Source organism: Variovorax stachyos (assembly GCF_051400855.1).
Taxonomy (GTDB): domain Bacteria; phylum Pseudomonadota; class Gammaproteobacteria; order Burkholderiales; family Burkholderiaceae_C; genus Variovorax.
Window position 1 is genome coordinate 37,019 of sequence record NZ_JBLFFN010000024.1, and the last position, 26,709, is coordinate 63,727.

The 26,709-nt window shown below is 64.4% G+C and carries 19 protein-coding genes; 10 read left to right on the plus strand and 9 right to left on the minus strand.

All coding sequences use genetic code 11. The annotated features are described in order from the left end of the window. Positions 1 to 29: 29 nt before the first annotated feature. On the minus strand, positions 30 to 1,223 hold the full coding sequence (gene mblB, locus ACMGEZ_RS26960) for an anti-phage 6A-MBL system MBL-fold protein (protein ID WP_436825346.1): 1,194 nt from the start codon (positions 1,221 to 1,223) through the stop codon (positions 30 to 32). 78 nt (positions 1,224 to 1,301) lie between these two features. On the opposite strand from mblB, the gene ACMGEZ_RS26965 reads away from it, so the two are divergent. Then, complete coding sequence (locus ACMGEZ_RS26965) at positions 1,302 to 2,219, plus strand: WYL domain-containing protein (RefSeq protein ID WP_436825347.1); 918 nt, start codon at positions 1,302 to 1,304, stop codon at positions 2,217 to 2,219. Continuing rightward, complete coding sequence (locus ACMGEZ_RS26970; RefSeq protein ID WP_436825348.1) at positions 2,216 to 2,581, plus strand: hypothetical protein; 366 nt, start codon at positions 2,216 to 2,218, stop codon at positions 2,579 to 2,581. Before ACMGEZ_RS26965 ends, ACMGEZ_RS26970 begins: the two co-directional genes overlap by 4 nt. A 302-nt stretch (positions 2,582 to 2,883) precedes the next feature. Here the strand turns inward: ACMGEZ_RS26970 and ACMGEZ_RS26975 are convergent, their stop codons facing one another. The 3 genes from ACMGEZ_RS26975 to ACMGEZ_RS26985 all read right to left on the minus strand — a co-directional run bounded on the left by ACMGEZ_RS26975 (position 2,884) and on the right by ACMGEZ_RS26985 (position 11,009). Continuing rightward, on the minus strand, positions 2,884 to 4,491 hold the full coding sequence (locus tag ACMGEZ_RS26975; RefSeq protein WP_436825349.1) for a restriction endonuclease: 1,608 nt from the start codon (positions 4,489 to 4,491) through the stop codon (positions 2,884 to 2,886). 92 nt (positions 4,492 to 4,583) lie between these two features. Next, the gene (locus ACMGEZ_RS26980; protein ID WP_436825350.1) at positions 4,584 to 5,771 is read right to left on the minus strand and encodes a hypothetical protein; all 1,188 of its coding nucleotides are present in this window, start codon (positions 5,769 to 5,771) and stop codon (positions 4,584 to 4,586) included. 39 nt (positions 5,772 to 5,810) lie between these two features. Next, positions 5,811 to 11,009, minus strand: coding sequence for a RecQ family ATP-dependent DNA helicase (locus tag ACMGEZ_RS26985; RefSeq protein WP_436825351.1), 5,199 nt, complete (start codon positions 11,007 to 11,009; stop codon positions 5,811 to 5,813). A gap of 377 nt (positions 11,010 to 11,386) precedes the next feature. Between ACMGEZ_RS26985 and ACMGEZ_RS29740 the strand changes: the two genes are divergently transcribed. After that, a complete protein-coding gene (locus ACMGEZ_RS29740; RefSeq protein ID WP_496084679.1) occupies positions 11,387 to 11,671 on the plus strand; it encodes a ScoMcrA-related endonuclease in 285 nt (94 codons plus the stop codon). Here ACMGEZ_RS29740 and ACMGEZ_RS26990 read toward each other — a convergent pair. After that, complete coding sequence (locus ACMGEZ_RS26990) at positions 11,575 to 11,958, minus strand: hypothetical protein (protein WP_436825352.1); 384 nt, start codon at positions 11,956 to 11,958, stop codon at positions 11,575 to 11,577. The two genes, ACMGEZ_RS29740 and ACMGEZ_RS26990, sit on opposite strands and share 97 nt — an antisense overlap. A 275-nt stretch (positions 11,959 to 12,233) precedes the next feature. On the opposite strand from ACMGEZ_RS26990, the gene ACMGEZ_RS26995 reads away from it, so the two are divergent. The 5 genes from ACMGEZ_RS26995 (at position 12,234) to ACMGEZ_RS27015 (ending at position 19,119) form a co-directional block, all read left to right on the plus strand. After that, positions 12,234 to 12,527, plus strand: a complete 294-nt coding sequence (locus ACMGEZ_RS26995; protein ID WP_436825353.1) for a protein NO VEIN domain-containing protein — start codon at positions 12,234 to 12,236, stop codon at positions 12,525 to 12,527. Positions 12,528 to 12,532: 5 nt separating this feature from the next. After that, the gene (locus tag ACMGEZ_RS27000; protein WP_436825354.1) at positions 12,533 to 12,925 is read left to right on the plus strand and encodes an HIT family protein; all 393 of its coding nucleotides are present in this window, start codon (positions 12,533 to 12,535) and stop codon (positions 12,923 to 12,925) included. Continuing rightward, on the plus strand, positions 12,922 to 13,797 hold the full coding sequence (locus ACMGEZ_RS27005; RefSeq protein ID WP_436825355.1) for a DUF8808 domain-containing protein: 876 nt from the start codon (positions 12,922 to 12,924) through the stop codon (positions 13,795 to 13,797). Before ACMGEZ_RS27000 ends, ACMGEZ_RS27005 begins: the two co-directional genes overlap by 4 nt. Before the next feature lie 375 nt (positions 13,798 to 14,172). Next, entirely contained in the window at positions 14,173 to 16,827 is a 2,655-nt protein-coding gene (locus ACMGEZ_RS27010; protein ID WP_436825356.1) for an AAA family ATPase, read from the plus strand. Further along, the gene (locus ACMGEZ_RS27015) at positions 16,828 to 19,119 is read left to right on the plus strand and encodes an nSTAND3 domain-containing NTPase (protein WP_436825357.1); all 2,292 of its coding nucleotides are present in this window, start codon (positions 16,828 to 16,830) and stop codon (positions 19,117 to 19,119) included. A 375-nt stretch (positions 19,120 to 19,494) separates the two neighbouring features. On the opposite strand, the gene ACMGEZ_RS27020 is transcribed toward ACMGEZ_RS27015, so the two are convergent. The 3 genes from ACMGEZ_RS27020 to ACMGEZ_RS27030 form a co-directional block, all read right to left on the minus strand. Continuing rightward, positions 19,495 to 19,845, minus strand: a complete 351-nt coding sequence (locus ACMGEZ_RS27020; protein WP_436825358.1) for a hypothetical protein — start codon at positions 19,843 to 19,845, stop codon at positions 19,495 to 19,497. 370 nt (positions 19,846 to 20,215) lie between these two features. Further along, complete coding sequence (locus tag ACMGEZ_RS27025) at positions 20,216 to 20,746, minus strand: transcriptional repressor (protein WP_436825359.1); 531 nt, start codon at positions 20,744 to 20,746, stop codon at positions 20,216 to 20,218. Further along, positions 20,743 to 22,404 (minus strand): cyclic peptide export ABC transporter, encoded by a 1,662-nt coding sequence (locus ACMGEZ_RS27030; RefSeq protein WP_436825360.1) that lies wholly within the window; start codon positions 22,402 to 22,404, stop codon positions 20,743 to 20,745. Before ACMGEZ_RS27030 ends, ACMGEZ_RS27025 begins: the two co-directional genes overlap by 4 nt. Before the next feature lie 131 nt (positions 22,405 to 22,535). Between ACMGEZ_RS27030 and fhuF the strand changes: the two genes are divergently transcribed. Next, positions 22,536 to 23,336 (plus strand): siderophore-iron reductase FhuF, encoded by an 801-nt coding sequence (gene fhuF, locus ACMGEZ_RS27035; RefSeq protein WP_436825361.1) that lies wholly within the window; start codon positions 22,536 to 22,538, stop codon positions 23,334 to 23,336. Here the strand turns inward: fhuF and ACMGEZ_RS27040 are convergent. Continuing rightward, positions 23,311 to 25,719, minus strand: coding sequence for a penicillin acylase family protein (locus tag ACMGEZ_RS27040; RefSeq protein ID WP_436825362.1), 2,409 nt, complete (start codon positions 25,717 to 25,719; stop codon positions 23,311 to 23,313). The genes fhuF and ACMGEZ_RS27040 overlap by 26 nt on opposite strands. Before the next feature lie 144 nt (positions 25,720 to 25,863). On the opposite strand from ACMGEZ_RS27040, the gene ACMGEZ_RS27045 reads away from it, so the two are divergent. Continuing rightward, the gene (locus tag ACMGEZ_RS27045; RefSeq protein ID WP_436825363.1) at positions 25,864 to 26,706 is read left to right on the plus strand and encodes a formyltransferase family protein; all 843 of its coding nucleotides are present in this window, start codon (positions 25,864 to 25,866) and stop codon (positions 26,704 to 26,706) included. Positions 26,707 to 26,709: the final 3 nt, after the last annotated feature.

The window sequence follows — 26,709 nt, forward strand, 5'->3', positions numbered from 1 at the left end:
AGCAACAGAAGCGGCTGGCAAGGCGGGGATCACCCGTGCGGCCGGGGCGTCGCGGCCGACCCGATGATGGCCGCCGCCCTGCGGCCGGCCTCCTGCTTGGCCGCCACCTGCACGCCCTCTGCGGTCACGTTGAAGGTCAGAGGCTCCGGGTTCTTTTCGTTCGGGTTCTCGCCAACGCAGTGGAAGCTGCCGCCGACATCGTTCACGATGGCCTCGTACTCGCGCTTGGCGCGGATGCACGGCGGGTCCTTGTCGTCGTCCTTGATGGCCCGCGAGCTGGCGACCACCACGGCGCCAGAGCGCGTCACCGAGAGGGCGCTGCGCGCGTCCGCGCTGACCTTGGCCTTCTCGCGCAGCTCCGACCAGCTATCCCAGGATAGCGTGTGCCAGGAACAGTGGTGCGGTGCGAGCAACAGGTCGTACTCGAGCACCGCCTTGTCGTTCTTGTGCTTGGCCCACAGGCGTTCCCAAATCAGGACTTCGGCGTCACCGGCGACCAGGAAGCGACAGCCGTCAGGCGTCTTGGCGTCGGCTCCGATCTTCATGTTCAGGATGACGCTCGAGTGGTTCTTGCCGAGGTTCTCTTCCTCGGCAGCGTCAGCCTGCTTGGGCAGCGGGCCGATCAAGGTCGCAGTGAAGTAGCCGGCCTTGTTGACCGCGTTCACCTTGGAGAAGCTCTCATCGGCCTTCACCAGAATGGGATCCAAGTCGTCGGTCTTGCCGTCCTCGTCCTCGCCCATCACAAGGATGCGGTCGCCGGCTTCCACGCCCACGAAATTCTTGGTGCGGTTGACCTCGACCCGCCGCTTCGCCTCCTTGTTGAATGCCTTGGCGTCGTCGCACAGGACATGCGCGTCGGACGCTCGCCGGTACACCAGCGGAGAGGACCAGATCTCGCGGATCACGATCTTCTTTTCCGCGTTCGGCTTCTCGTCGTCGGCGTACTCGGCCAGCGGCCCGAGGTGGAAATGCTTTTGCAGGCCGCGGATGTGGTCCTCGTCCGGGTGGGTCATCAGGAAGGCATCGACGTAGGGCCGATTCTTCGCATCACGCCTGAGGCGGCCGCGCAAATCCACTGCCACGTCGCGATGCTCGCCATCCGGGTCGTCGGCCTCGGCACGGATGTTGATGTCAACAAGAATGCTTGTTTGGTCGCTGTCGGCGAGTTGTAGCAAGGTCATGTCGCCGCAGCCGACCGGGTGGAAAGTGATTGTTGCTGGCATTTCAGGCCCTCATTTAACGTTATACTCAGTTTATCCGACAAACTAACTTGGGCATAGTAGTTTACTGTGTTTTACCGCATGGATCCACAAGACGACGCGTCGGAACATGGGCCGGTCGCCCCCCACGCGGCGTCGTGGAGTCAGGACCGGCGGCTGAAATTCATCGAGTTCCGGCTGCGCTGGGACGGGCGGGTTAACCGTGGCGACCTGATGGAGTTCTTTGGCATCTCCGCCCCCCAGGCTTCGGCCGATCTTGCGAAGTACAACGAGGCCGCCCCCATGAACTTGGCGTACGACCTCAAAGCCAAGTCGTACATGAGAACCGCGGGGTTTACGCCGATGTACGCGCGCAGCGCGTTGGGTGCGTACTTGAACGAGCTGCTGGCGCTCTCCACCGATTTGATTGAACCGAAGGCCAGTTTCATCGGCTGGCACCCGGATGTCGCCGTGGCGCCGATTCCGTGCCGGCTGCTGGACGAGCGCACGTTGTCCGTCATCTTGCAGGCAATACGCGAGCAACGTCGCGTGTCCATGGCGTACCAGGGCATGAAGCGTCCCGAGCCGGTGCAGCGCGAAATCTCCCCCCACGCGCTTGGGTTCGACGGGTTCCGTTGGCACGTGCGGGCCTATTGCGACCTGCGCGAGAAGTACCAGGACTTCGTCCTTGGCCGCATGACGAACGCGTCACTCTCCGAACGCTCCGTATGGACGGGAGCGGAAGATGCACAGTGGAATCACTTGCTGACGCTCGAGATCGGTCCCCACTCGGACCTGTCGGCGGCCGCCAAGCGCGCGATCAGCATGGAGTACGGAATGACTGATGGCACGCTTGAGCTGACTTGCCGGGAAGCCCTTCTGTTCTACGCGCTGCGCCGCCTCGGCCTGCAGGCGGAACAGGAAGCGACTATGGCGGCGCCCGCGCAGCAGATCATCCTGCTCAATAGAGATGTGCTTCAACCCTACTTGAACAACCTGCGGAGGAGAGAATCGATATGAATCTGAGCGCCTTGGTCGGCGGCTTGCTGGACCCCTACGAGCGCAAGGCTCGCATTTTTCCTGGGCTTCTCGTCGTCCTGCCCCTGTTGATTCCGATGGTGTGCATCTTCGGGCACAAGGATCCCGCGATGACCGCGGTCATCGCCCTCATCGGCGGTTGCGGCGTCACGTACGGCAGCGGCTGTTGCTGTTGCTGGCGATCGCGTATACGGGCGTGGCGCGCCAGCTTCGAGAGTTCATTCGGGGTGAGGTGTACAGCCTCCTGCTCAAGGAGAACATTGCATACGGATTTCATCGAACATGCTCGAAATGCGCGCAAGGGGATGAGTGTCTGGGGTAGTCGTCCTTTCCGTGTAGTTTGATACGGTTGCTCCGAGAGCCTCTGCTGGAGCGGATTTCGGCACTCGGGCGTAGGTGGTGGAATGCTTCCCATGGGACCACCGGCGGCGATGTACAGTCCGTCGGCCCTAATTGGTCGGTCATGTCCACCTTTGTCTATCGCTTCGTCGGTCTGGAGGCCCTGCCTAGCCGCCTGCTGGCCTGGTCGCTCTTTGCGGTGCTTCTTCAGTTTCGGCGTGCCTGGCCAGCCCTAAGGCGACAAGGCTGTGAGGCGCGTCATGGGACACGGTTCGGTTCGCCACATCGGCTGGTCCCAATCAAGCCATCAAGCAGCGATTCGTGCCGTCACGCCCGCGTGCTCGCGCAATAGGTAGAGAAGACCCCCTCCGTCAATCAGTTCAATGGGCTTGTCCTTTGAAAAGTTGTACGCATCCGGACCGTAGCCGCTGGTGCAAACGAGGATGCCCTTGTTGGCTCCTTCATTGAGCATGGTGCCGTACAGATCTCGCACCGCGCTCACGCCCACCGTGTCGCGATAGCGCTTGGCCTGGATGACCACCTTGCCGCCCAGTACCGGCCGGGTATCGAATGCCACCGCGTCCACACCGCCGTCCCTTGAGCTGCGCGTGAGCTTGGTGTCGAGCCCCATCTTGCCGAACAGGTTGGACACGAGCACCTCGAAAGCAGATGGTGTCATGTCCATCAGATTCGGACGCGTTTCGAGGCCCGAGAGCGCGTCACCCTGTTCGATGAAGCGCTTGTCGACCATGTCGAACACGACGATTGGCTTTATCGCCTGTAGCTCATCCGGGCGACTGGAGACTTGAGCACCAAGGTTGCGCAAGCAAGCCACCTTGTCGATTTTCTCTAGGCGCAGTCCAAGGAACTCGATCTTTGGCGTCCGTACCGAAATGACTGGAACTCGGACTTCACGCCCGCTGGCCGGGTCGTGCGTGTCCACCATGCCGTTGAACGTGATGAGAGCCAAAGCGTCAGCCTGATCAGCTTCGAAGAGCTCGTGCAGGGTGCGCAGGGCGACCGATGCCACAATGTCTTGATAGATCTGCTTGATCTCAGTAGGTTTCCTCGATTTGGACTCGATGGAATCCTTGGTCTTGACGTAGCGGTAGTCCGCTTCCTTGGGGATCGCCTGCACTTCGGGCAAGTCGTACTCAACAACCAGTTCTGCGGAATCGACGCTGTAGGCAGTCCGAAACTTCTGGGGGAATCCTTCGGTAGGGTACTCCGACCGGGCGAGCACCATCTCGTTGTAGGCCACCACAGCATCGGGCTCCTTTGCTCGGTATGCCGCCTGGAACTCATCCACCTCGGCGTTGCGGCGCCGCACACCTTCGTCGAAGAGCTGTTTGCGCTGTTCATAGTCCGCCTTGAGCTTGCCGAACTGTTCACGCTTACCAGCTTCAGCGTGATTGAATCGCGCGATAGCGGCTTCGTGCTCTTTGGCTGCCTGCGTCAGGGCCGCGGCGTGCTTCTTGGTTGCGCCGGGAATCAGCTTGCGCAATCCGGACGGGGCCTGCACGTCTGACGGCCGGGGCGCCCGTCCTGGAGCGAGTTCCGGGGGCGGCTGAAACGGCTCAAATGTCTCCAACGGTCTCAGCGCGTCGAAGTCTATCCGATCGTCCAGAGACAGCGTGTGCGCCAGGATGCCTTGCAGTTCCTCCAATCGATCGTTCAACTCCGCATTCAGATCATCGGCCTCGCCCTGCCGATCGGCGAAATACTGCGCCTTGGCAAGCTTGTGCGCGGCGCGGTCCTCCCGAGTCTGCTGTGCGAGCGCCATGCGCTGCTGACGCTCGATCTGCCGAGATTGCGTCTGTTGCGCACGGATTGCTCGCTGACGCTCGCGTTCCGCAGCTGCGACTGCCCGTGCCGTGGCACGCAGAAAACCTTCAAAGCCGCTTCGCCGACCCATCGTTTACCTCCTATATTTCTGGCAACGATCGTATTGGTGAGTCGCTCACCCACCTTCTCATGTCCCGAACTCACCGGCAACGCCTATCGGCGCTAGTGACGCCGATACGCCTCTCCAGGCGACGAATCGCGACGATCCTCCGCGAGTTCGAACAAGCATTGCATGTACGGCTGCACCTCGCTCCAGGTGGCGTTGTCCTCATAGAACTGAGCGAGGTTGCGTGTCGCCTCCACTGCCTCTGGCCACCGATCGGCCGCACTCACCCGCGTCATCGCGTCGCGGCTGTCTTGCTCGTCATGAAGTGCGCCGTCCTGCGCTCCATAGGTGTGGAATTCCACGATCCTCGGTGGCCGATCTCGTGTCGTGCCTGTACATATTCCGCCTGGCGCTCGTGCTTCGCGTGACGCGTGCGCTCCGGCAAAGGAGTCCTGGACCGTATGCAAGACGGAGCCGAACGCCACCTGGTGCAGGTACCGCCCCAGTTTGTCTTGCTGTCCTAGGACATAGAGATCCACGACGCGCCACTCTGTGCAGCCGAAATGCTCCTGAATGGCGGCAATTTTTACGTCGCGCAGCAGCGTGTCGGCTTTGATCTCGCGCGACGAAACTTTCCAGGCAAACTCCAACCAGTCGAGCACTTTGGCGCGCGTTGCTTCTGGATGGACGCCTTCCTCGCTCGCCATGGCATGCAGAAACTGCAGGTCACCGAAGTGCGAGCGCGTCATGACATTGCCGCGCAGCACACCCTTTTCCTTGCTGCAACCGACGATCCGTCGAGTCTGGGCTTTGGTTTCAGCATCTTTGAACAGACAGTACCAGCACAGCGGTTGCGTTGAGAATCGAATAGTCTGCGACACATTGCAGGACTTACCGAGGTAGGTGCAATTGCCCTCCTCCGAAGACAACCGAAAGGGCGGCAGATCGTTCCAACGCACTCCATAGATCACGTAGGCTGATGCAAACGGCCGGTCCCGCACTCCACACTCCGCGTTCGAGACGAGGCCGGAAGGCGGCTCGACGGGGCAGCCCATTCCCAATTGGGTGAGCTCTTCGTGGACTGGCCCCTTGATCAGGATGCCGAGTCGTCCAGCGGTGCGAGCCAGTGACGCCTCCGGCTCGTTGGTGAGCCTCGACTCGAACTCGGAACCCAGGGGCGCGATCTGAAAGGCGCCCGCCGAGAACGAACACAGCGACGCGCTGGCGCCGACAATCAAGCCTGTAAGAGATCGACCGACTGACGGGCGCAGGAGCGCGAACTCCCGCAGAGCTTGACTGAGCATCGCTCCTCCATATTCTTCATATGCCCGGGACTTGCAGCCTCAGCCGCCCCGGATCGATTGCGCTCCCATTGGTCCCTCGGGAGTATCTCCGCCGCCGAACTTTACTTCCAAAAGCGGTGTCTCCCACTGATCCGCTTGCAAGGAAGGCCAGTACTTCTCTGGTGTCTGAAACCGCGTTCGTATCATCACTGCCATCACGGTCGCATCCCCTCCTTGAAGGGGGATCTCATTCATGCTTGCGGCCAGCCGACCAACGACCTGATCGGAGGTCGCATAGACGAGTCGTCCCTTTATCTCGACTGGATCTCCCGGCCGTAGGGCCGCTATCGCGCGGTGGACCGGATGGGCCGGCGCCATGCGGCCGGCAAATCCGATATCTAGGCTCTCAGGACCCAGCATTACATATCGGCGTTCGAGATCCGCGCGATGCTGAGGTCGAACGAGTGGCAGTCGATCCTGCACGCCGCCCACTGTCCCGAGATCAACGAGATAGAGGTTGCGCCCGCCTTCGGCCCGCATCAAGGTCAGGGTTTGTCTGGCGCGCGTCATGGCCACATAGAGAAGTCGCCGCTCATCTTCCTGGTCCCAGCGCCAGTCGGCGCAGTCCATCACGACAACGTGGTCGAGTTCCAGACCTTTGGCCGCATGCGCCGTCATCAGCTTGACGGCGCTTTCCCGGCCGTCTCTTCGCATCTCTCCCGCGGCTTCGTAGAAGAGATCGAGCAGTTCGGCGGCGGGCACGATGTCTGCCTGAAGCGTTGAGGCTGTGTCCTCGACGATGTCCATCAAGTCCTGCAGCGCGTAATTCTTGCGTTGAGCGCGTCGTTGCCAGGTCAGGTACCTGCGTAACGCGCCGATGCGCACCATGCGCAACTGACGTCGGCGCAGTACCTGAGCAAGCGCCCATCCCTCTCGTGTTCGCATCAACGAGATTTGCCCCTTCGCCGCTTCCGGCCCGGTCACCTCGCAGGGCAGCCCTTCGATGTCGCAGAGGGCCCTCATCTTCTCAAGCGGGGCGTGCGTGCGACAGAGCACCGCGATCTCTGACAGCTTCACCGCCGGATCGACGCGCAGGATGCGCTGGATTTCGGTATAGACCAACTGGGCCTGCAGGTTGGCGGCGGGCGGACTGGTGATCAGCCGCACCGCGCCGTGGCTCTCCTCGTCCAGCTCCGCCCATCGCCCGCCTGGCGGATCGTCCTTGCGCCGGGCGTCGATCCGGATCGGGTGATCGATCTTCATTCGGTCGGCACCGCGCTGGATCACGTGATTGGCTGCCGAGATGATGTACTGGGTGGAGCGGAAGTTCTCGACCAGGTAGGTCAGTTCACCCTCATAGTCGGCCTGGAAGCGCCGGATGAACTCGATGTTCGCACCCTTGAAGGAGTAGATGTTCTGGTCATCGTCTCCCACGGCCATGATGCTCAGCTTGGTGTCCGCGTCGGCCCGCCGACGGCCGGCCAAGGCGCTGACCAGGGCGTACTGCTGCTCGTCGATGTCCTGGTACTCATCGACGAAGATGTACTCGTAGCCCTGCAGTAGCTGATCGCGGATCTCGTCCGCATCGGTCAGGGCCGAACTCTTGCCTTCGAGGAGGTCGATGGCGTCCTGAAGCATCTTCTTGAAGTCGACGCTGCTGGAGGTGCGCTCCGCACCGGCGAGGCTCGTGCCGGTCAAGCGCAGCGCCATCGCGTGGTAGGTCATGACCAGCACGCCCCGCGCGTCTTCTCCGGCCAGGGCCAGCAGGCGCCGGCGCAGCTGAATCGCCGCACCGCGGTTGTAGGCCAGGGCAATGATGCGTCCCGGACTCACGCGCAGCACCCGAAGCAGGTAGGCGATGCGGTGCACGATCACCCGCGTCTTGCCGGAACCAGGGCCGGCCAGGACCAGATGGTTTCCGGTTCTCGGCTGGGTGACCAGGGCCTGCTGCACCGGATGCTGGAGATCGTCGACGATGCGTCGATAGGACTCGTCCGTCGTCTTGCGCTCTAGCAAGTCCGCGCGTCCGCGGAAGAATTCCTTGAGGAACTGCTTGTGCGGAAGGGTGAAATAGGCCTTGACCAGGTCCAGCGCCTTCGCCGGATCTTCCACGCCGAGCTTGGCGTACTCGTGCATGACGTGCGTCTGCAGGGTTCGTTCCTTGTAAAACTCCTCCAGCGGCGCAAAGGATGCTTGGTTGAAGCGCTTGGACGTGTCCCCTTCCATTCGGATGGTCATTGCGGAGCGGAAGACGGATCTCCCCTTGTCCAGCTCGAGCACCCGCGTCTGGTGCAGGTACAGGAGTGCATGCTCCACGGCCACGTCCGGCTCACGCAGCTGGGTTTTCAGGGCCAGGTCGTCCGTCAATGCGTCGATCAGCGCCTGGGCCTTGCACTCCACCAGGCACGCGCCTTTGACGCCGTCTGGAACCTCGGCCAGAAGCCGCGCGAGAGTGACTTGGGCGACGGCTCGTCGAAGCTCGCAGATCCGGCGAATTTGGGCCCATGGGCGACGCAGGGTCACCCGCAGCGTGTCGTCACCCACCGACTGCAGCTGGATCATGCTGCGCTTGTCATTTCCGGAGCCGAAGCCATCGGCCATCGATCGCAGGCAGGCCCGCACTTGCGTGGGGTCCAGTTGATCCTTTTCGTCGCCCAGGTTGAGCCGGCTTCGCAATTCCGTGCAGACCGCCCGCAGATTCAGGTGCTGATGCGCTTCGTCCTGGTCGGCATCAGGCGCGTGCTCCGCCATGAGCTCTAGGAGCTCCTTTTCCATGGCACACAGGAATTCCAGGCGGGACGTGGATGCCCCGCGGACTCCCCGTATGAGGCGCACGGTCAAACCGAGATCGTTGACGAGAATCCCCAACTTGGCGAGCTGGTGGACGATGCGAAAGCACTCCTCCGGCCGGATGCCAGCATCCAGCATGAGTTCGTCGGTGCTCAGACCCTCCGGCGTCTCGGAGCGAAACAGCGCCGTGGCCACGGCAATGAACTTTTGCTGAGCGCTGACAGGAAGGTCGGCCTTGTCGATTCGATCCTTGGCCTCCTGCAATGAAGCCACTCGAAGGCTGGCCGGAAATACCCTCGTGGCGTTCTCGTTGCGCTTGAGGAAGTCATGCCGCTCCAGCCAGGCGATGGCGGTGGTCACCTTGGTGGAGGCGTCCGGCGCATCGACGTCGATGCTGGTGCCGCTGCTTTGCGCAAGAAGCTCTTTCGCCGAGACGACGATCTCGTCTTTGCCGAGCTTCTTTGCCTGATCGCGCAAGGCGCGCAGCAGCCCAATGAAGTCCCGCTGCGACAGCTGGGAGGTCGATGACAGGCGGAACTGGGTTTCCACATCCTGTGGATCAAAGAGCAGGACGCATCTGGCCTCCTCGCCATTGCGCCCCGCCCTGCCCGCCTCCTGCAGGTAGTTCTCCAGGGAGCCGGGGATCTCCGCGTGGATCACCAGGCGGACATTGGGTTTGTCCACCCCCATGCCAAAGGCGTTGGTGGCCGCGATCACCTGCAGCTCGCCGTCGAGGAATTGACGCTGGGTTTCCTTGCGGAGCTCGGCGGTGAGTCCGCCGTGATAGCAGCCGCATGAGATGCCCTGCTGCGCGACGATCTGAGCGATAGTCTGGGCACTCTTGCGCGTGGCGCAGAACACCACGGCGGCGTCTTCCTGGCGCAGGCCATCGCGCAGCAGCTCGACGATGCGCTGAGGCTTCTCTCCGCCCGAGGTTGGCACCACCGCATAGGACAGGTTGGCCCGCTCGTGGCCACCCAGGAAAGTCCTGAGTTCGATCTGGAGGTTTTCCTGGAAGTGGCCGCACAGATCCTCGATGACGTCGGGCTTGGCCGTGGCAGTGAAACAGGCGATCGGCGCCTGACCCGGGAATTGCTCCCGGATGAAACGAGAAACGTAGAGGTAGTCCGTGCGGAAGTCGTGCCCCCATTTGGAAAGGCAGTGTGCTTCATCGAACACCCAGGCGGCGATCTCGCGCATGCGGATCGCCTCGACGAAGGTTCGGCTTCGGAACTGTTCGGGCGAGACCAGCACGATGCCGATGTCGCCCAGGCGGATGCGATCCAGGACATCCCGCCGTTCCAGCGGGGTGAGCATTCCGTTGACCGTGGCCGCGCACTGGATGTCGGCCTTCATCAAGTTCTCCACCTGGTCGCGCATCAGCGACTGCAGCGGGGAGATGACGACGGTCAATTGCCCCGAGCGGCGATAGTGGACCAGGGCGGGGAGTTGGTAGCAGATGGACTTTCCGCCACCGGTGGGCAGGACGGCCAGCAAGCTTTCGCGCGCCAGTCCGGCGCTGACAATCGCACGCTGAAGGGACGTGCCGTCTGACTCTGCCGGATGCGCCCGGAAGCTCGGCTTGCCGAACAGCGTCGACAGGAGCGACTCGGGATGGTGGTTCTGGCGGCAGTAGAGGCAGTCGGGCTGGCCGCAGTCGATCTCTCGCATTTCGGCGATTAGTCGCCGGACGGCGGGCAGCTCATGAAAGACCCAGTGAGGGAGGATGGAGTTGCCGCCGGCGACCCGGATCCAGCTGAGGGCAAACGCGACCGGCCATGGGTCGTGACCTTCGAATGACCCCGCAACATCGACCGCCAGTTCGCTCAACCGCGTGACGCAGCAGCGGTCGGCGAAGCGGCCCGCGATAAGCCGCCCAGCCGCCTCGCCGGGAGGCGCCGTCTCCTCCCGAACTTGGGACAGCAGCGTGGCCATGCCCTCGTCGTCTCGTAGAAGGAAGTGCAGAAGCGCCAGCCACCATGGCTCCTGGACAGCCGTCTCCAGCAGTGCTTCAATGGCCTCCTCAAATACGTTGAGCGCGACCCGTGCATCCTTGGTCGGGTTATTGCGCTCATCGGTGAGCAGCTTGTAGCCCTTGACCAGCCGGTGGTAAGGGTTGCGGGGAAACGCGAGGGCGGACAACTCCAGAGTGTCCAGCACGGGCAAGCGAAGGCATTCGAGCTGTGGGAGCTGTTCGCGCAGCAGCGGAACATCGTGGCGTCTGAGGTTGTGTCCCAGCAGCGCCCTGCCCTCGCGGGAAAAACTGTTCAGCGAAGCGGCAACCGAGACTGTCTTGGCGGGCGAGCAGGCGCTGTTGAAAGCATCCGCGCGGTCTGAACGGACGGCACCGATCGCGAAGATCTGATCGCCTTTCTCCGGATGAGCTTCGACGTCGATAGATACAAGCCGCCCCTCGGCGGCAATGCGCCGAGCGCGTGCGCGCAGGGAATCAACAACGGGCGTGTCCAACGGAGGCCGGGCAAACAGCTCGAGAGTGAGGAAGTGTTTGCTTGTAACAGAAACTGATTCCACCGCAATAGGGCCACGCGTTGCTCACCCCCTTGGTGTGCAGAAACTGGCAGTTCCCGCCGCCAGCTCAATCACCCGGCCAGTGGCACACCCTGGGCCTTGGCTTACCTTTGATCAGTCACCGCGACACCGCGGCGACCTTTTGGCGCCTGCCCGATCCGGTACAGCTCTCGTGTCGAAAGCGTGCGCCGTGCGGTTGGCGCCCATCTCGGCGCTTGGTTCGTGACCAGATGCACACTGTCCGCGCCGCGGGCCTCCTGCAAAGGTCGATCGACCGGATACATTGCGAACAATGAAGCAGATGCCCTGGAACCTTCATGGCCGTTGAACTCGCGCGCCTCCAAAGCCCCGCTGCCGTTCAAGCTGCCCTAGACGAATTTGTTCGCCTTGGACGGGCCGAATTTCTATCGCGCTACGGTTTTGGGAAGTCCCGTGACTTTCTGGTGCGCGATGGCAGAACAGGGCAGCTGTGCGATGCGAAGGCCATCATTGGTGCCGCCTTCGGCTACCAATTCCTGACGAGGGGCCGCTCAAGCCCAGCGATTTTTCCGGCGGCGAGGCAACTGTCGTCCCCAAACTGCAGCGCCTGGGCTTTGAGGTGATGCGCATTGGCGAGGATTGGACCGCTGAGGAAGTGCAGGCCACGGTCGCTTCCTATTTCGAGATGCTGCGGCTGGAGGCTGCGCGGCAGCAGTACACGAAATCGGAGTTCAATGCCCAGCTTCGCCAGCAGCTTCGAGCGCGCAGCAAGGGTTCGGTCGAACTGAAATACCAGAACATCAGTGCCGTCTTGCACGAATTGGAACTGCCATTCATCCCCGGCTATAAGCCTCGCAGCAATGCGCAACTGCTGCTTCGGCAGGCGGTCCAGAAGTTTGTGCTCGATCATCCCGGGCTCCTGTCCCACGTGGTCGATGCGATGGAGGAGGTCAAGACGCCAGCCCAGCAAACGTTCCACGCTTCCGTGGTTGCACCGCCGCGCCTCGAGACGGTGGTGCAGGTGAAGAAGGATGAGCCAAAGCCGAGGTTGCCGCGCAAGATGAATTGGGCTCAGCGCGATGAAGCCAACCGAACGCTCGGCCGCGCAGGTGAGCAGTGGGTGATCGGTTTCGAGCAGCGGCGACTCACCGAGGCGGGTTATCCCGAACTGTTCCAGCAGCTGGATTGGGTCTCAGATCGGCTGGGCGATGGATCGGCTACGACATCCTCTCGCACGAGCGGCCGGGCGAGCATCGCTTCATCGAGGTCAAGACTACCAATGGCGGACACGCCTCTTCCTTCATCATCAGCCGCAATGAGCTGGACTGCGCAGCAGAGAACGAGGATGCCTTCCATCTCTACCGCGTGTTCCAGTTTCGCGAGGAGCCTAAGGTCTACATCCTCAAAGGCAAGCTGGCCGAGCAGCTTCACCTGGAGCCGATCGACTACCGGGCGTCGTTCCGGCGCCTGGTGGGATAACAACGATGACTGACAAGCCTTGTGCCTTCTGCACTCTGCCGGCCGAGCGCGTCCTGGGTCAAAACACCCATGCACTCTGGATTCGCGATGGATTTCCCGTCTCGCCGGGTCACAGCCTGGTCATTCCCAAGCGTCATGTGGGCTCATTTTTCGAGATCAATCAGGAGGAGCGTGCCGCCCTGCTGGATCTGCTCGATCAGGCCCAAGCGGCGGCAAAGGCGGAGTTCCAGCCCGATGGCTTCAACATCGGGATCAACGACGGCGCCTCCGCGGGTCAGACGGTACCGCACCTGCACATTCACCTCATCCCGCGCTTCCAGGGTGATCTGCCTGACCCGAGGGGTGGCGTTCGATGGGTGATTCCGGACAAAGCCGATTACTGGAGCCCGCGCGCTTGACGTCCAAGGCCCCACCTTCGGCCGAGGAGCAGCTGACGTTTCTGACGAAGCTGCAGCGCCTATTCGCCGAAGGCGACTTCACGGCAACCTACAAATTTGCCTTGCTCATTGCACTGTCCGACCTGGCGGTGGAGCTTGGTACCGACGACGGAGCCGAACTGGCGCTCACGACACGGCAAATCGCCGAGCGGTTCGTGCAGCTGTACTGGCGCCACGCGCTTCCATACGGAACAGGGAGGCCGCACACCGGCCCTGGGGTGCTGATCCAGAGCCTTGGGGTGCAAGCCGCTGTTCTGACAGCGATGGAGGAGTTCCGAACACGATCGAGCGCGACGACGCTGCATGAGGCAGGCAAGGACGCCTCGTATGGAACTCTGCTGTCCAAGGTCGCTGCGGTAGTCTCGGCGCAGCCGTTGGCCTACCTCCAAAACTTCGGCGGCATCACCGACCCCTTCCTCTACGAACGGCCCGGCCGAGGCATCGTGATGCTCAAGCCGAACGTCGCCTACTGCCTACGTCGCTTCCACCCTCTCGTGCAGCAGCTGTCCCGCACGCATTGGGTGGGTCACATCAAGGCCAATCGTCGAAACCGCGGGATCTTGGGTGACACGGGCGACCTGGAGGATTTTCTTTTTGGAATCTCCCGCCAGTCATTGGCCATCATTGGCGCCGGGCTGCGGAAACTGGACGGCGCGCGGTGCTTCTATTGCGGGGAGGGTTTGCAGGGGAGCGATGTAGATCACTTCGTTCCTTTTGCGCGAAGTCGCGGGCATGACCGTCGACAGCAGAACAGCTCATCGCGTGGCCGCTTGGAGCTATGCGAACGCCCATGCTGCCGAAGGAAGGGCTTGGGTGAAGGCCTCAACCTATGAAGCGATTCACTCCGACCACCTACTACTCCTGACTGCCCTTGTGAACTCTGTACGGTACTGCACTGGCTTGGCATTGCCCTCCATTAGAGGGACAAGCCGGGCGCGCCGGCTGGGGAAAACGCCTTCCCAAAAAATTGATTGCGCACGTTTGTTCATGCACAGATGGCTGCTCCTGACTGTACTCGGTAATTCGACATTGGCGGAGCGAATGGCTGCTTCCACGATCAGCGGTCAATCAACATTAACGGCCAGTATTGACCGCCTCTTCCTTGACACCGGCGTGTGCTCATCGGCGCCATCAGCGGCTCCTGTCCCGACTGGCTGCCCTCACCCTAAAATGGGTCGAAGCTGTCGAAGGGTTTAAGGAGCGAGAGGATGGCTACGGCCAAGCAGGACTACATCGGATTCTTGCGGTGGCTGCACGCACTGCAGCCCGCTGCACCCGAGAACGTGCGCCGCTTTGCGAACATGGTCCTTGCGGATTTCGAGCGCGTCGCCGACACCGCTCCACAGCGTCATGCCCGCTCGTCGCACTTGGCGGCGCTGGCTCGACAGTCGCTGGCGACAATGACATCGCAGCTTCCCGCGGTCCAAGACCAAGCGCAGCAGGTGCAATGGCCCTGGACCCGGCTGCGAACCCTCACTCTGGGTCCCTTTAGAGGGTTCGTCCGCGAGGAAACCTTCGACCTTCAGAAGGGGACGGTGCTGTTCTACGGTCCCAATGGCGCAGGCAAGTCCAGCTTGTGTGAGGCGCTCGAGCGCGCGCTACTCGGGTCCGTGGAGGAAGCCGGGCTCAAGCGTCTGAGCGAGGACGCCTATCTTCGGAACATCCATGCGCGGCGCTTCGAGGAGCCTCGCCTCTTCGCAACGACTTCGGACCGGCGCGAGGTGGCCGTTGCGGCCAACGTGGAACTGTTCCGGTTTTGCTTCATTGAGAAGAACCGCATTGACGCCTTCTCGCGCATCGCTCAGCGACCGACCGGGCAGCGGGCGGAACTCATCGCCACGCTGTTCGGCATGGAGCGGTTCAATGACTTCTGCAATCGCTTCAACGAAGCGATCACGCCGGCGCTGATCACCGAACGCACAAAGCAGCATGAACTGCGGCTAAGAAGAGAAGCGCTGGGTCGCGACGAAGCAACCGACGTGGGGGAAGCCGATGCTCTCGCCCGCCATGACGCCGAGGACGAGGCCTACGCGCGGGCGTTCGCAGCCGAAACCACCTACACCGCCCTCCAAGCATGGATCGGCACAGAGGAGGTGCCCGGCCGGCTCGCCGAGCTCGAGTCGCTGCTGGACGCCGTGCCGGCCGCGCTCATCGGGCTCGACAGGGCGGGGCTTGGCGTGCGCTTCGACCGCGCGAACGCTGCGCTGCGGGCATTGGAGGGAACGAAGCGCGAACTCGGGCGACGAGCGAGCCAGGTCTCATTCCGAGCGCTCTACGGTGCGATCGTGGAGCTCGAGGCCATGGCCGATGACCGCTGCCCCGCATGCGGCACCTCACTAGACCGGACCGAACGCAACCCGTTCGATACAGCGCGCGTAGGCCTGGTCGAGCTACGGGAGCTTGCGGACGTCCAGGAACTGGAGATGAGGCAGCGCAAGGAACTCGATGACGCATCCATCGATCTGCGCGCAACACTCGGCAAGTTAGCCGCCTATTCGGCTGCTCGAAACGAGCTAGTGGACCCCGTTGCTGGATTCGTCGAGGCGCTGCCCGACCACCCGGATGCCGAGGGATGGTGGATGCCCGTGTATCAGTCGCCAGTCGAAGGGATGGCCTTACCGTCATTGCTTGACGGGATGCTGGCGCTCGCGGACCGGATTGCGGAGACCGACGAGGCAACCCGACAGCAGCTGGACCGTCGTGCCGAACTCATTCGCGAGCGGAACGAGCTGGCCGAACGGCAGCGGCATATCGTGGAACGCCGTCGGGTGAGGCAGGAGATCGTCGATGGCGCGGCGACTGCCCGGCGGAACATCGTAACGTTCGAGGAGGCGAACGAACGGCTCATCGCCGACGCAGCGCAGGAGCAGCGCGACATTGAGCGCGATGCGCCGATCCGGACGGCCTACGACGGGTTCCTGCCGATGCTCCGTCGCTATCGCAACGAGCTGCCAGGGCTTCTCGTGGTCGGCCTCGGCGACCTGGCGCGAGATCTCTACAACGAGTTCAACCGGCACGATCAAGAGGGCGACAAGCTTGCCGACCTTTACTTCCCGGTGACCGGCGAACAGCGCATCGAGATTGCCTTCCAAGGCGCGGCGGAGCGCCGCGTCGATGCGCTTCAGGTTCTCAGCGAGGGCCATATCCGTTGCCTGGGCCTGGCCATATTGCTGGCAAAGGCCGTCGACATGCGGTCGCCCGTGCTGATCTTCGACGATGCCATCAACGCCATCGATGACGAGCATCGCGACGGCATCAAGGAGACGATGTTCGTCGGGGACCGTTTCGCGGCCACGCAGATCCTGGTGACCTGCCATAGTCCCGAATTCATCAAGGACGTCAAGAACAGCCTGCCACGCGACCGACGTCTCGATAGCCAGGAATATGTGCTGACGCATCACGAGGGGGACCACCATCCCCGCGTGCATCGAGACATCCCCAGCAGCGCCTACATCGAGAAGGCCCGCCGCGACTTGGAGCGCTTCCAGCTCCGTGACGCGCTCGGACACTCACGGCGCGCACTTGAAATGCTCTCAAATAAGGCCTGGAAGTGGCTCGGATCCCATGATCAAGGCGAACTCAGGCTCTCGCTCGGGGCACCGGCCCGGCCGCCCATCCTTCGGAACGTCTGCGACTCTCTACGCATCAAGCTTGCCAGCATTCCCAACTTTCAGCATCCCAGCAAGCAATTGCTCCATGACGCGCTGGCCGAGATCCTGGCCGCGTCGAATCCCACATGGAACATCCTGAACAAGGGCACGCACGAGGAAGAGAATCGTGAGGAGTTTGATCGCGTGCAGGTGGAGTTGGTCATCTCCCGGCTCGAGCGCATCGATGCATTGGAGTTGCGCAGTGGGCGTTGAATGGCCAATCTGACGTTCAATCTCCACACGCTGGGATGGCACAGCTTCCAGCAACTCTGCCACTCGATCTTGCGGGAGAACCTCGGACAGACGGTCGAATCGTTTCTCGACGTCCATGACGGTGGCCGAGACGGTGCATTCTGCGGCGTCTGGAACCCGGCCGGTGCGGAAGTGCTCACTGGCCAATTCGTCGTCCAGTGCAAGTTCACTAACCAGCCAGGCAAGGTGTTGCGGGCGTCCGACGTGTCCGATGAGATGAACAAGGTGAAGCGGCTCGTTGAGCGGGGACTGTGTGACGTCTATGTCCTCATGACGAACGCCGGTATCTCCGGTGGGGCGGACGAGCGGATCATCGAGCAACTGCACGCGGCAGGAGTCACTCAGCTGCGCATCTTTCATGGGCCGTGGATCGAGCAGCAGATCCGCGAGAGCAAGAATTTGCGCTCCATGGTTCCGCGGGTCTACGGGCTGGGCGATCTGAGTCAGATCCTGGACGAGCGCGCGTACACGCAAGCGGCCGCAGTGCTTGAGGCCATGCGCGACGATCTTGCCAAGGTGGTCATGACTGAGTCATACCGGCGTGCCGCGAGGGCGCTGGATGCCCACGGGTTTGTCCTGCTGATCGGCGAGCCGGCAGCGGGCAAGACGACCGTAGCCTCGCTGCTGGCGATGGCATCCGCAGACAAGTGGGGCGCCCGTGTGGTCAAGACGTCCAGCGCGAAAGAACTGGTTGAGCACTGGAATCCCCACGAGAAGTCCCAGTTCTTCTGGGTCGACGATGCATTCGGTGCGACCCAGCACGAAAGTGGGCTGGTCTCCGGCTGGAATCACGCGCTGCCGCAGATGAAGGCGATGATCAGCCGTGGCTCGAAGATCGTGATGACCTCGCGCGACTACATCTACAAGCGGGCACGGCAAGGGCTCAAGGAGGGATCGTTTCCCCTGTTCCAGGAAAGCCAGACGGTGGTCGATGTGCACGACCTCACCGCCATAGAACGTGCGCAGATTCTCTACAACCATCTGAAGCTGGGAAGGCAATCACGCGATTTCCGCAGAAGGATCGAGCCCTTCCTGCCGGCCGTGGCGAGTCATCGTCGCTTCATTCCCGAGATCGCCAGACGTCTATCGGAACCGAAGCTCATTGGGAGTCTCTATCTGTCCACCTCGTCGCTGGATCGATTTGTCGAGCAGCGCGAAAGTTTTCTGATCGATGTCTGCGAGAAACTGGATGCCGATTGCAAGGCGGCGCTCGCCCTTGTCTACATGCGCCGGTCGAAGTTGCAGAGTCCCATAGAGCTAGCCCCTGCAGAACTGGAGGCGCTTCAGCGACACGGTAGCGACCTGGGCGGCTGCACGGCCGCGCTCGAGATTCTCAGCGGCAGCTTCCTGATGCATTCAACGAGCGACGGGGAGGCCTTTTGGTCGTTCAAGCACCCGACAGTCGGCGATGCCTATGCGGCAATCCTGCGCAAGAACCCGGAGCTGCTGGGCATCTACGTGCAGGGGGCCGACGCCGATAAGCTCATGCGGCAAGTGACCTGCGGAGATGTACACATCGAGGGGGCAGTCGTCCTGCCGCGAAGTCTGTTTGCCTTGATGAGCGAACGTATTCAGAGCTTTCGAAGCAGTACCTCGTACAAGAGCGACCATCTATCGTCCTGGGATGCCCGACGGCAGATCAAGCGCTTCCTCGCGGAGCGTTGCTTGAAGGAGTTTCTGGAAACCTACCTGCGTGCCGATCCCGGTTTAATTGAGGACATCGATCGGCCCAGCGTCTACTTGGAGTTTTCCGAGGACGTCAATCTCGCGATCCGCATGTCTGGCTTCGGCATCTTGCCAGACAGCATTCGGCAGTCGCTGGTGTCGTTTGCGATAGATTGTGCGATTAAGGGAGGTGATCCCCGCATCCTCGTCGACGCTGGCCTTCGTGCGCTTATGACACCCAGCGAATCCTCGCGGCTCGCGCACGGCATCAGGACGGCGCTCCTGCCTCAAATTGACGCGGTCCGCTTGGCCTTGGAGGGGGAGTATCAGGAAGATGACGGCCATGCGGAGTGGCATATGAGGCGATTTCGCCAATCCCTCACAGGCATTGCCGACAATTTCCCCACAAGTCGTCGCATCCAAAACTTGGTCAATCGACAGCGGGCACGGACCCGGTCATGGGTCGAACTGCGGGAGCAGAGAGTGAAGGAGGATCGGGAGGACGCGTCGCACGACATTGCGGCCAACAATACGACGGTCGTCACCCCTGAGGGGAGCAGGAGCATCTTTGACGATGTCGCTGACTAGCGGTGGCGCGCTGCGAGGGAGAGTCGGTTCGATACGCCACCTAGTGCTCAATGGGGTGTCCGCCGGTGTGTCGAAAAATCTCAATCTTTGCTACTAGCGCGCCCGCCTGACACGTAGGTTCGGCCTGCGCCTGTAATGGACCGCAACTGCTGCGAAGCAGGCTGTCGCGCGCCATCATTTCACGGGCAACTTCCCTCCCCCCATATTGCATTGGCAACCCCTCACGCCGGTGCGCCGCAGACCCGCACCATCGGTCATCTCGTAGTGGGCGGGCATGCTCACGGTGACCGCGGGCGGTGATGGCGGTGGCAGCGCGGCCTGCACCCGCACCTCCGAGCCGAGCTCCCGCGCCCCTGCCCCAACGCCCTGCCCGGCTTAGAGCGCGTTAAACACCGCCGAGTTGGCCGCAGCCTGCCCTTGAGCGTTGTCGAGGGCGCGGATCACGCCGCGCAGGCGCTCGCACTCGCGCTCGAGCGAGGCGACCCGGGCGCGGGCGTGCTGGGCTTCGTTGAACGCCTGCGCGTGCAGGGCGGCCATGCCCCAGCGGCTCTCGAACCACAGCGCCAGATAGATGGCGCGGGGCGCGTTGCCGCTGGCCTGGTAGCGCTGCAGGGTGCGCAGGCTCACGCCCAGATGGCGGGCGATCTTCTTGCGCGATTCCATCTGGTCGGCCAGCAGATAGGTCAGGGGCGGCAGCCGTGCGAACGAGGGCGCGAGGAATGGCATGGCAAAGCTCCTGCGAGCGGCGAGACGGCGGTGCTGCCGTCCCGTCAGGGAGTGTCAGTTTGTCGCGGTGAGGTGGCGCCCTCTTCTGCCCCTCTTCTCCCCCTACGCCGGCGGCTTTTCAGGGCGCGAGAGAATGAAATAAACATAACAAGGCTTGCTCCTCCGTGCTTGTAAGTGCGGCAAAGCCGCGCAACTCGAAACTTGAAGCGAGCCGGCGAGCTTGCCGCCTTTGCCCATGCCTGCACCTTGCTCACGAGGTCCACAACTCGCCCCGACAAAGGTGCCCACACGCTCGATGCGTCCTGTGCTCGGCAGTGGCTCAGATTCAAGGCGGCGGACGCCTCGAGCACCTCCGAGAGGCGCAACGCCGTTACTGCAGCACTCCGCCGTGCCGGCGCGCTTCGTCAAGCGCGGGCCTGACCAGCGCCGCCCCAGCCAGTGCCCAGAGGGTGAGCGCATCATCCAGGGCCAGCACGTTGCGGGCGTCCTCCCCGAGCCAGCGTACGAGCTCCTCCGCGCTCGCCGCCGAGGGCGCGTCGTGCATCCTGCGAAAAAGCCGCAACGCAGTGCGGCCAGCATGGTCCGACCGTTCGCACACGCCGCCCTCTCTCGTTCCATCCTCCAAACGGCAGCGGAACACGGCCCGCGGGCTGCCGCGACCGCGCATCCATTGCTGCTCGAGCAGGCCGGCACGCTCCAGCGCCCGGATCGCGCGGTAGACGCTGGTCATGTTCGCCGGCCAGCCGCGCTCCAGCATGCGGCGCAGCACCTCCTCGCCGCGCAGCCACTCCGCGCGCCCATCGGCCAGGATCTGCAGCACGCCAAGCCGGGTCGGGGTCGGCCGGACGCCCGCGCAGCGCAACTGCGCCAGCCAGTCCGCCCCCATCGACATGCCGTTCATGCGACCAGGCTGTCCAGCACCGGACGGGTGGCTTGCTCTTTCTCGATCTGCCCGGCATGCATGCGCACGACGCGATCCGCCAGGTGGAAGTAGCGGTCGTCGTGCGAGATCACCACCAGCAGGTGCCCCTTGGCGCGCAGCTCCGGCAGCAGCTCCGTGTAGAAGAGATGCCGGAAACTCGGGTCCTGGTCCGCCGCCCATTCGTCGAACACCAGCACCGGCCTGCCTTCGAGATAGGCATGCACCAGCGCCAGGCGCTTGCGCTGGCCGGTGGAGAGGTCGACCGTGCTGAAGGCGTCGTCCTTCACGCTCACCTTGTGCGCGATCTCCAGCCGCTGCAGGTAAGGCAGGGCGGCCTGCGGCAGCGCGCTCGCGGCCAAATCCTCGAACAGGTAGAAGTCGGCGAACACGGTGGTGAAGAGCTGGCGATAGTCGTCACGCGACTCCGGTGTCACCGGCCGGCCGTCGAGCCGCAGCTCGCCCGAATGCGGCGCATAGAGGCCGAGCAGCAGCTTGATCAGCGTCGTCTTGCCCGAGCCGTTATCGCCCACGACGAAAACCATCTCGCCGCGGGCGAGCCGCAGGTCGATCGGCCCGAGCACGAAAGCCTCGCCCCCCTCGGGCGCGTCGAAGGCATAGCGCACGCCACGCAACTCGATCGCCTCGTGCAGCCCCGGCTCGTTGGCCGGCCGCGCGAAGTGCAGGTGCGGCTCCGGCGTGGCGAAGCGCGCGGACAGGTCGGCGATGCGCTGGATGGCGACCTTCGCGCGGCCGATGCCGGGCAGTGCGTTCGCGATCTGGTCCATCGGGCCCTTGAGGAACAGCAGCACCAGCACGAAACCGCTGAGCACGGCCGGCTCCATGCTGCGCAGCGCGGCCCAGCCCAGGATCAGCGCGATCAGCAGGAAGTAGAGCGCCGAGCCGAAGGCGGTCGCCAGGACGTAGGTGTTGATGGCGCGGCTGTTGACCTCGCGGATGCTGTCGACGACGCGCTCGATCTGCTCCTGGCGCATGCGCTGGCGGCGCGTGCGGTGCAGGCGCAGCTCCTTGGCGCCCTCGCTGATGGCGCGGTAGGCCTTGTGCAGCCGCTCCTCGTGGTCGCGCGCCTTCCAGAAACCGATCACGCCGCGTGCCTGCGCCAACGTCTGGATCGCCGCTCCGATGGCCAGTGCCACTGCGAGCAGCCCGAACAGCTGCGGCGAGAGGAAAGCCAGGTAGGCCAGGCAGCCGAGTGCGATCGCCAGCGCGATCACCGTCGAGGCGAGCATGAAGGCGACGTCGCTGATCATGTCCACGTCCTGGGTCAGCACCGGCATCAGGCGATGCGTCCGGTAACGCTCTAGGGCATCGATTGGCGCCGAGAGGATCTTTTGCGCCAGGCTCTTGCGCACCTGCGCCACCAGGCGCTGGCCGACGAGGTTGGTCGAGATGTCAGAAACGGCGCGCCCCACCAGCGCTGCGGCGCACAAGGCGACGAAGGTCAGCAGCAGCCCGCCGGCCATGCCGCCTGGGCGGTTGAGCACCTGGTTGATGGTGGCCAGCAGCGCGACGGTGGCCGCGCCCGCACCGACGCCCGCGAGCGAGGACAGCGCGATCCAGGGCAGGAAGGGCGCCAGCATGCGCCTGATTTCGGCGGCATGGCCGCTGGGAGATGTCATTGCGAGGATCTTTCCGCCAGAAGTTCGGCGGCTTCGATCCGCCCACCTCCGGGGACGATCCGGCGCGCGCAATGTTCATGCGGGAACGGCGGCGTGGATGAACGCCCGACGCGCCCGCGCGTCCTCGCTGCATGATCCCACTGCTCGCGCCGGTGTTCCGAGGTCCTCTGGCGCCCTATGGCGAAACCCTGCAGCACGCGGCGACCGTCCCGCCCGGCGCCCTCAGGCTGGACGCGCTGCTGCGCTCCACCACCCTGCTCGCGCACGCGCTGCAATGCCATGCGCGACACCTTGGTGCCGACATGCGCCATCCGAGGCCGGTCGCATCGGCATGGAGCCTGCGGTACCTAGCCGCGCTGCTGCCGCCCATGGTGGCGGGCGCCAGCGTGCTGCACCATGTCTTTCCGGCGGCGGCCGACCGGATCTGGCTCAGGCTCGATGCAAACGGCACCCCTGCGGGCTTCCACATCCAAACGCTGGGCCACGGCCTGCCGGGCACCGACACCGCCAGGCGCTACGCGCCGCTGCTCTGGGAGCACCTGGCGCCCTTGTTCGCGGCGCTGGGCCGCCTGAGCGACCTGCCACCCAAGATCCTGTGGGGCAATGCGGCGCGCCAGCTGGAGCCGATCCTGATGCAGGCACTCGCCCTCTCGGCTGGCTCTGCCGCCGTCACGCGCGACCGGCAGTGGTTGCTGCACACGCGCGTGTGGGCCGACAACCGGGACGCCGCGCAGCCGGGGACTCAAACCAACCCCTTGCATGGCCGCCGGCGCGAGGTCCTCGCGCGCGGCGGCGATGGCCTCCAGCCGCTGCAACTGCACCGGCAATGCTGCCTGCAGCACCTGCTGCCCGGCGGCCGCCATTGCGGCGCCTGCCCCCTGGCGCCCGAGCATTCCAAGGCGGCGCTCAGGGCCGCAGCACCTGGCTCCTGAGCCCGGGGTCGCGGGCGATCTCTTCTTCGCGGAACGGGAAACGCAGCCAGTTCTTGCGCGCGTAGCGAAGAACCGGCGCACTGCCTGCGCCGTCGTCCACTGCGGTCTCGCGCTGGCCGTGTGCCAACAGCGTCGATGCCTCCACGCCCTTCGGCCCGAAATACACCACCTGCAGGTAGCTGTTGCCTAGCGCGCCGCCGCCCATCGCATCGCCGCCGCCCGGATTGCAGGCCGCGGTGAAGTAGCCGCCCTCGCAGCCGCCATAGAGCGGTATTCGCTTTCCCGCGCTGCGCGCGAAGCGATGCGCGCCGAGCGGTGCGTCGAGCGGCCAGCCCTTGGCCGCCAGGTCCTCCACGGCCGCCGCGAGCGCGCCGGCCACGCGCGGGTCCGAGGCCTTCGGCTCGCGCGGGGTGGCAAGCGGTGCCTCTGGCGAGAACGGGACCGCGTACAGCTGCGGTGCCGGGATTTTCTGCAGCCGGGCCCAGAAGGCGTCCCAGAGCAGCGCGCCGCGATCCGGCGCATTCGCGCGGTTCGACCAGTCGCGCAGCACCCGGCAGGCCTGCCGCAGATCCACCGGCCGCCCATCGGCGCCCGGTGCCACGCCGGCCGCGCAGGCCGGCGCCAGCAGCGCCTGCTTGAACTGGTCCGCCGAATAGGCCCGCGCCTCCAGCACCTCCTGCTTCAGCTGCGATGCCAGCGCCGCCGCGGAACGCGCGCCGCCGGACGCGAGCTCGGCGGCGATGCGATGGCCTTCCCGGCCCCGCAGCGTCAGCGGCTCGCGCTCGCCGCCCAGGATCGACGGGTAGCCCGCGAGCGGCTGCTGCGGGTTGCTCAGCCAGTAGCTGTCGTTCATGTTGGCCACGTAGTCCTCGCGCAGCAGGCTGGGCATGCGCGCCGGGGCCAACGCGCCGGCCTGGGCGGCGCCCGGATCGGCCGCCCACTGGCAGGCCGAGCGGCTGCCGTCGAGCAATGGGGTGCGCGGGTCGACCGCGGCGAGTGCGTTTGAGAGGCCGGTCGCGCAGGCCAGCCGCAGCTCGTCCGTGATGGCGGGCACCGCGCCGATGTCCGCATACCAGACGCGGCCGTCGCCGCGCGCGATCGCCGCCGTGTTGACCCAGGGCATCGCCGCCTCCTCCCGCTGGATCGCGATGAACTCGTCCAGCGAGCGCGCCTGGCTCCAGCGCAGGAAGTTGCGGAACACCCGCCGGTTGTCGGCATTGACGTCGCGCATGGCCAGCGCCCGTCGCGCACCCCAGCCGAAGGCCTCGCCGTAGCGGCCCAGGTCGATCAACGGGCCGAAGCGGGTGCTGTAGAGCGTGCGGCGCTCGAGCGCGATCGATCCGTCGCCCGCGCGTGTCACCACGCTCAGCGCCCTGGCCCGCATCGGCTCGGACACGCCGTCGATCAGGTGGCGTGTGGGGTCCGAGGGGTCCAGCGCCAGCTCGAACAGCCCGAAGCGGCGCGCGGCGGACACCGTATGGCTCCAGGCCACGTGGTCGTTGAAGCCGATCATGAGCACCGGAATGCCGAGGAAGGCCACGCCCGCGGCGTCGATCCGCCCGGGAATGCGCAGGTGCGCCTGGTAGAAGCGGTCCGGCCCGCCCCAGTACCAGTGGGGATTGCCGAGCAGCACGCCCTGGCGCTGCCCCGTCGCGCGCGCGCCGAAGGCCAGCATGTTGCTGCCGATGCCATGCCGGTCGCCGACCGGCACCGCGAGCCTCGCGCCCAGCGAGAGCCGGTCCCCCGTGTCGGGCGGCGGTGCTGCCGCGGGCCGCGCGTTGACGATCTCCGGAATGAAGCGCGCATAGCCGCCCGCCAGGGTGGCGGCGATCATCCGCCGGTAGACGTCCTCGGACCGTATCGTCTGCACCCAGGCTTCTCCCAGGCACGCCGGACCTCGGCCACCGGCCGCGGCCGCGGCTGCGGCGAGGCCACGCACATAGCGGTTGAAGCCCTCCGCATAGCCATCGACCAGCGCTTTCAGTGCCGCCGGCTGCTCGCGCCGGAAGGCCTCGACCGCCTCGGCGTCGGCGAAGGCCTGGAAGAAGAAATCAGACTCCAAGTTGGTGGGCCTGCCGAAGGTCGACAGGGCCTCGGGCCTGCCGGCCGCGCCGAAATAGTAGGAGCGCCGCCCACCGAAGGTCACGAAGGCTTCCGCCAGCGTGCACAGCGCGTCCTGCGCCTGCGCATAACCCTGCCCGATGCCCAGGCCGCGCCAGCTGTCGGAGCGGATGTGCGGGATGCCGTCGGTGGTCCGGCGCAGCGCCACCGCTCCTGGCTCCGGCGCACGCGACCACGCTGCACCGACCAACGCGAACCCGATCGCCATCGCCGCTGCGGCGACCAGTCCGCGCCCCTGGCGGGCGCACACAACAAAGTCCATGCGGTCCTTCATGCCCTGAGGACGTTCGAGGCCCCCGCCTGTTCAGCGGCACCCGCGTTGAACAAATCGTGCGCCGGGCCGTCTTGCCCGAGTGGCGTCGCGCTCGCATGTGCGGCACCGGCATTTCAGCTACCGCACGAACACATGCCCAAGGCGAAACTCATCTATCTCTGCTCCCTGCGAAACGCGGCTGCCGACAAGGCCGGCCAGCACATCGACTACAAGGGCGAGCCCCGATACATGAAGTCTCCGCTGGAGTACCTGGCCGGCGCGCTCGACCGCACGGCGCTGGGGGAGGCGTACTGCCTGGAAGGCATCGTCTTCGACGACGATCCGGACTCGCCCCGCGACCGGGCCGCGCTGAAGGATTACGGCTTCGCTCCCGGCGATGGCGCGCACTGGTTCGTCCCGCCGACGCTGCAGGCGCAAGGCCGGGGCCTGGCCGGGCTCCTGCATTCCGTTCCTTCCACGTACAGGCGCCTTCCGCTCGATGCAGCTGACCGTGCACAGGGCAAGAGCGACTTCGAGCGGCGACTGCTCCACAAGCTGCTGCAGTTGCAGGCCGACCTGGTGGTGATCGACGGCCTGCTGGTCATCCTCGACGAGCTCGTGCGGCCCGGCAGCCGCTTCCACCGCCGGATCGCCAACATCCATCCGGGCATCACCCGGCTCGGCTCCCCGTACGAGCGCCGCGGCGCCCATGCGACGCTCGATGCGCTTCACGGCGCGCGCGGCAAGAAGGTGGTCGACTGGAACACGATGGAAACGGTCGCGGTGGACCCGGTGCGCATGACGGGCGCCTCCTTCCACTACGTGGACAACGGCATCGATTCCGGGGAGGTCATCCACGACGTGCTCGAGACCTGCATCGACCCGCAGGACTCGATTCTCGAGCTGCGCTGGAACAACTTCAACCGCAGCCTCTTCCCGGCCCTTCACCAGGGTTTGGCCCTGCTCGCCGCCCCTGCCCGCCCACCAAGGAGTTGATGC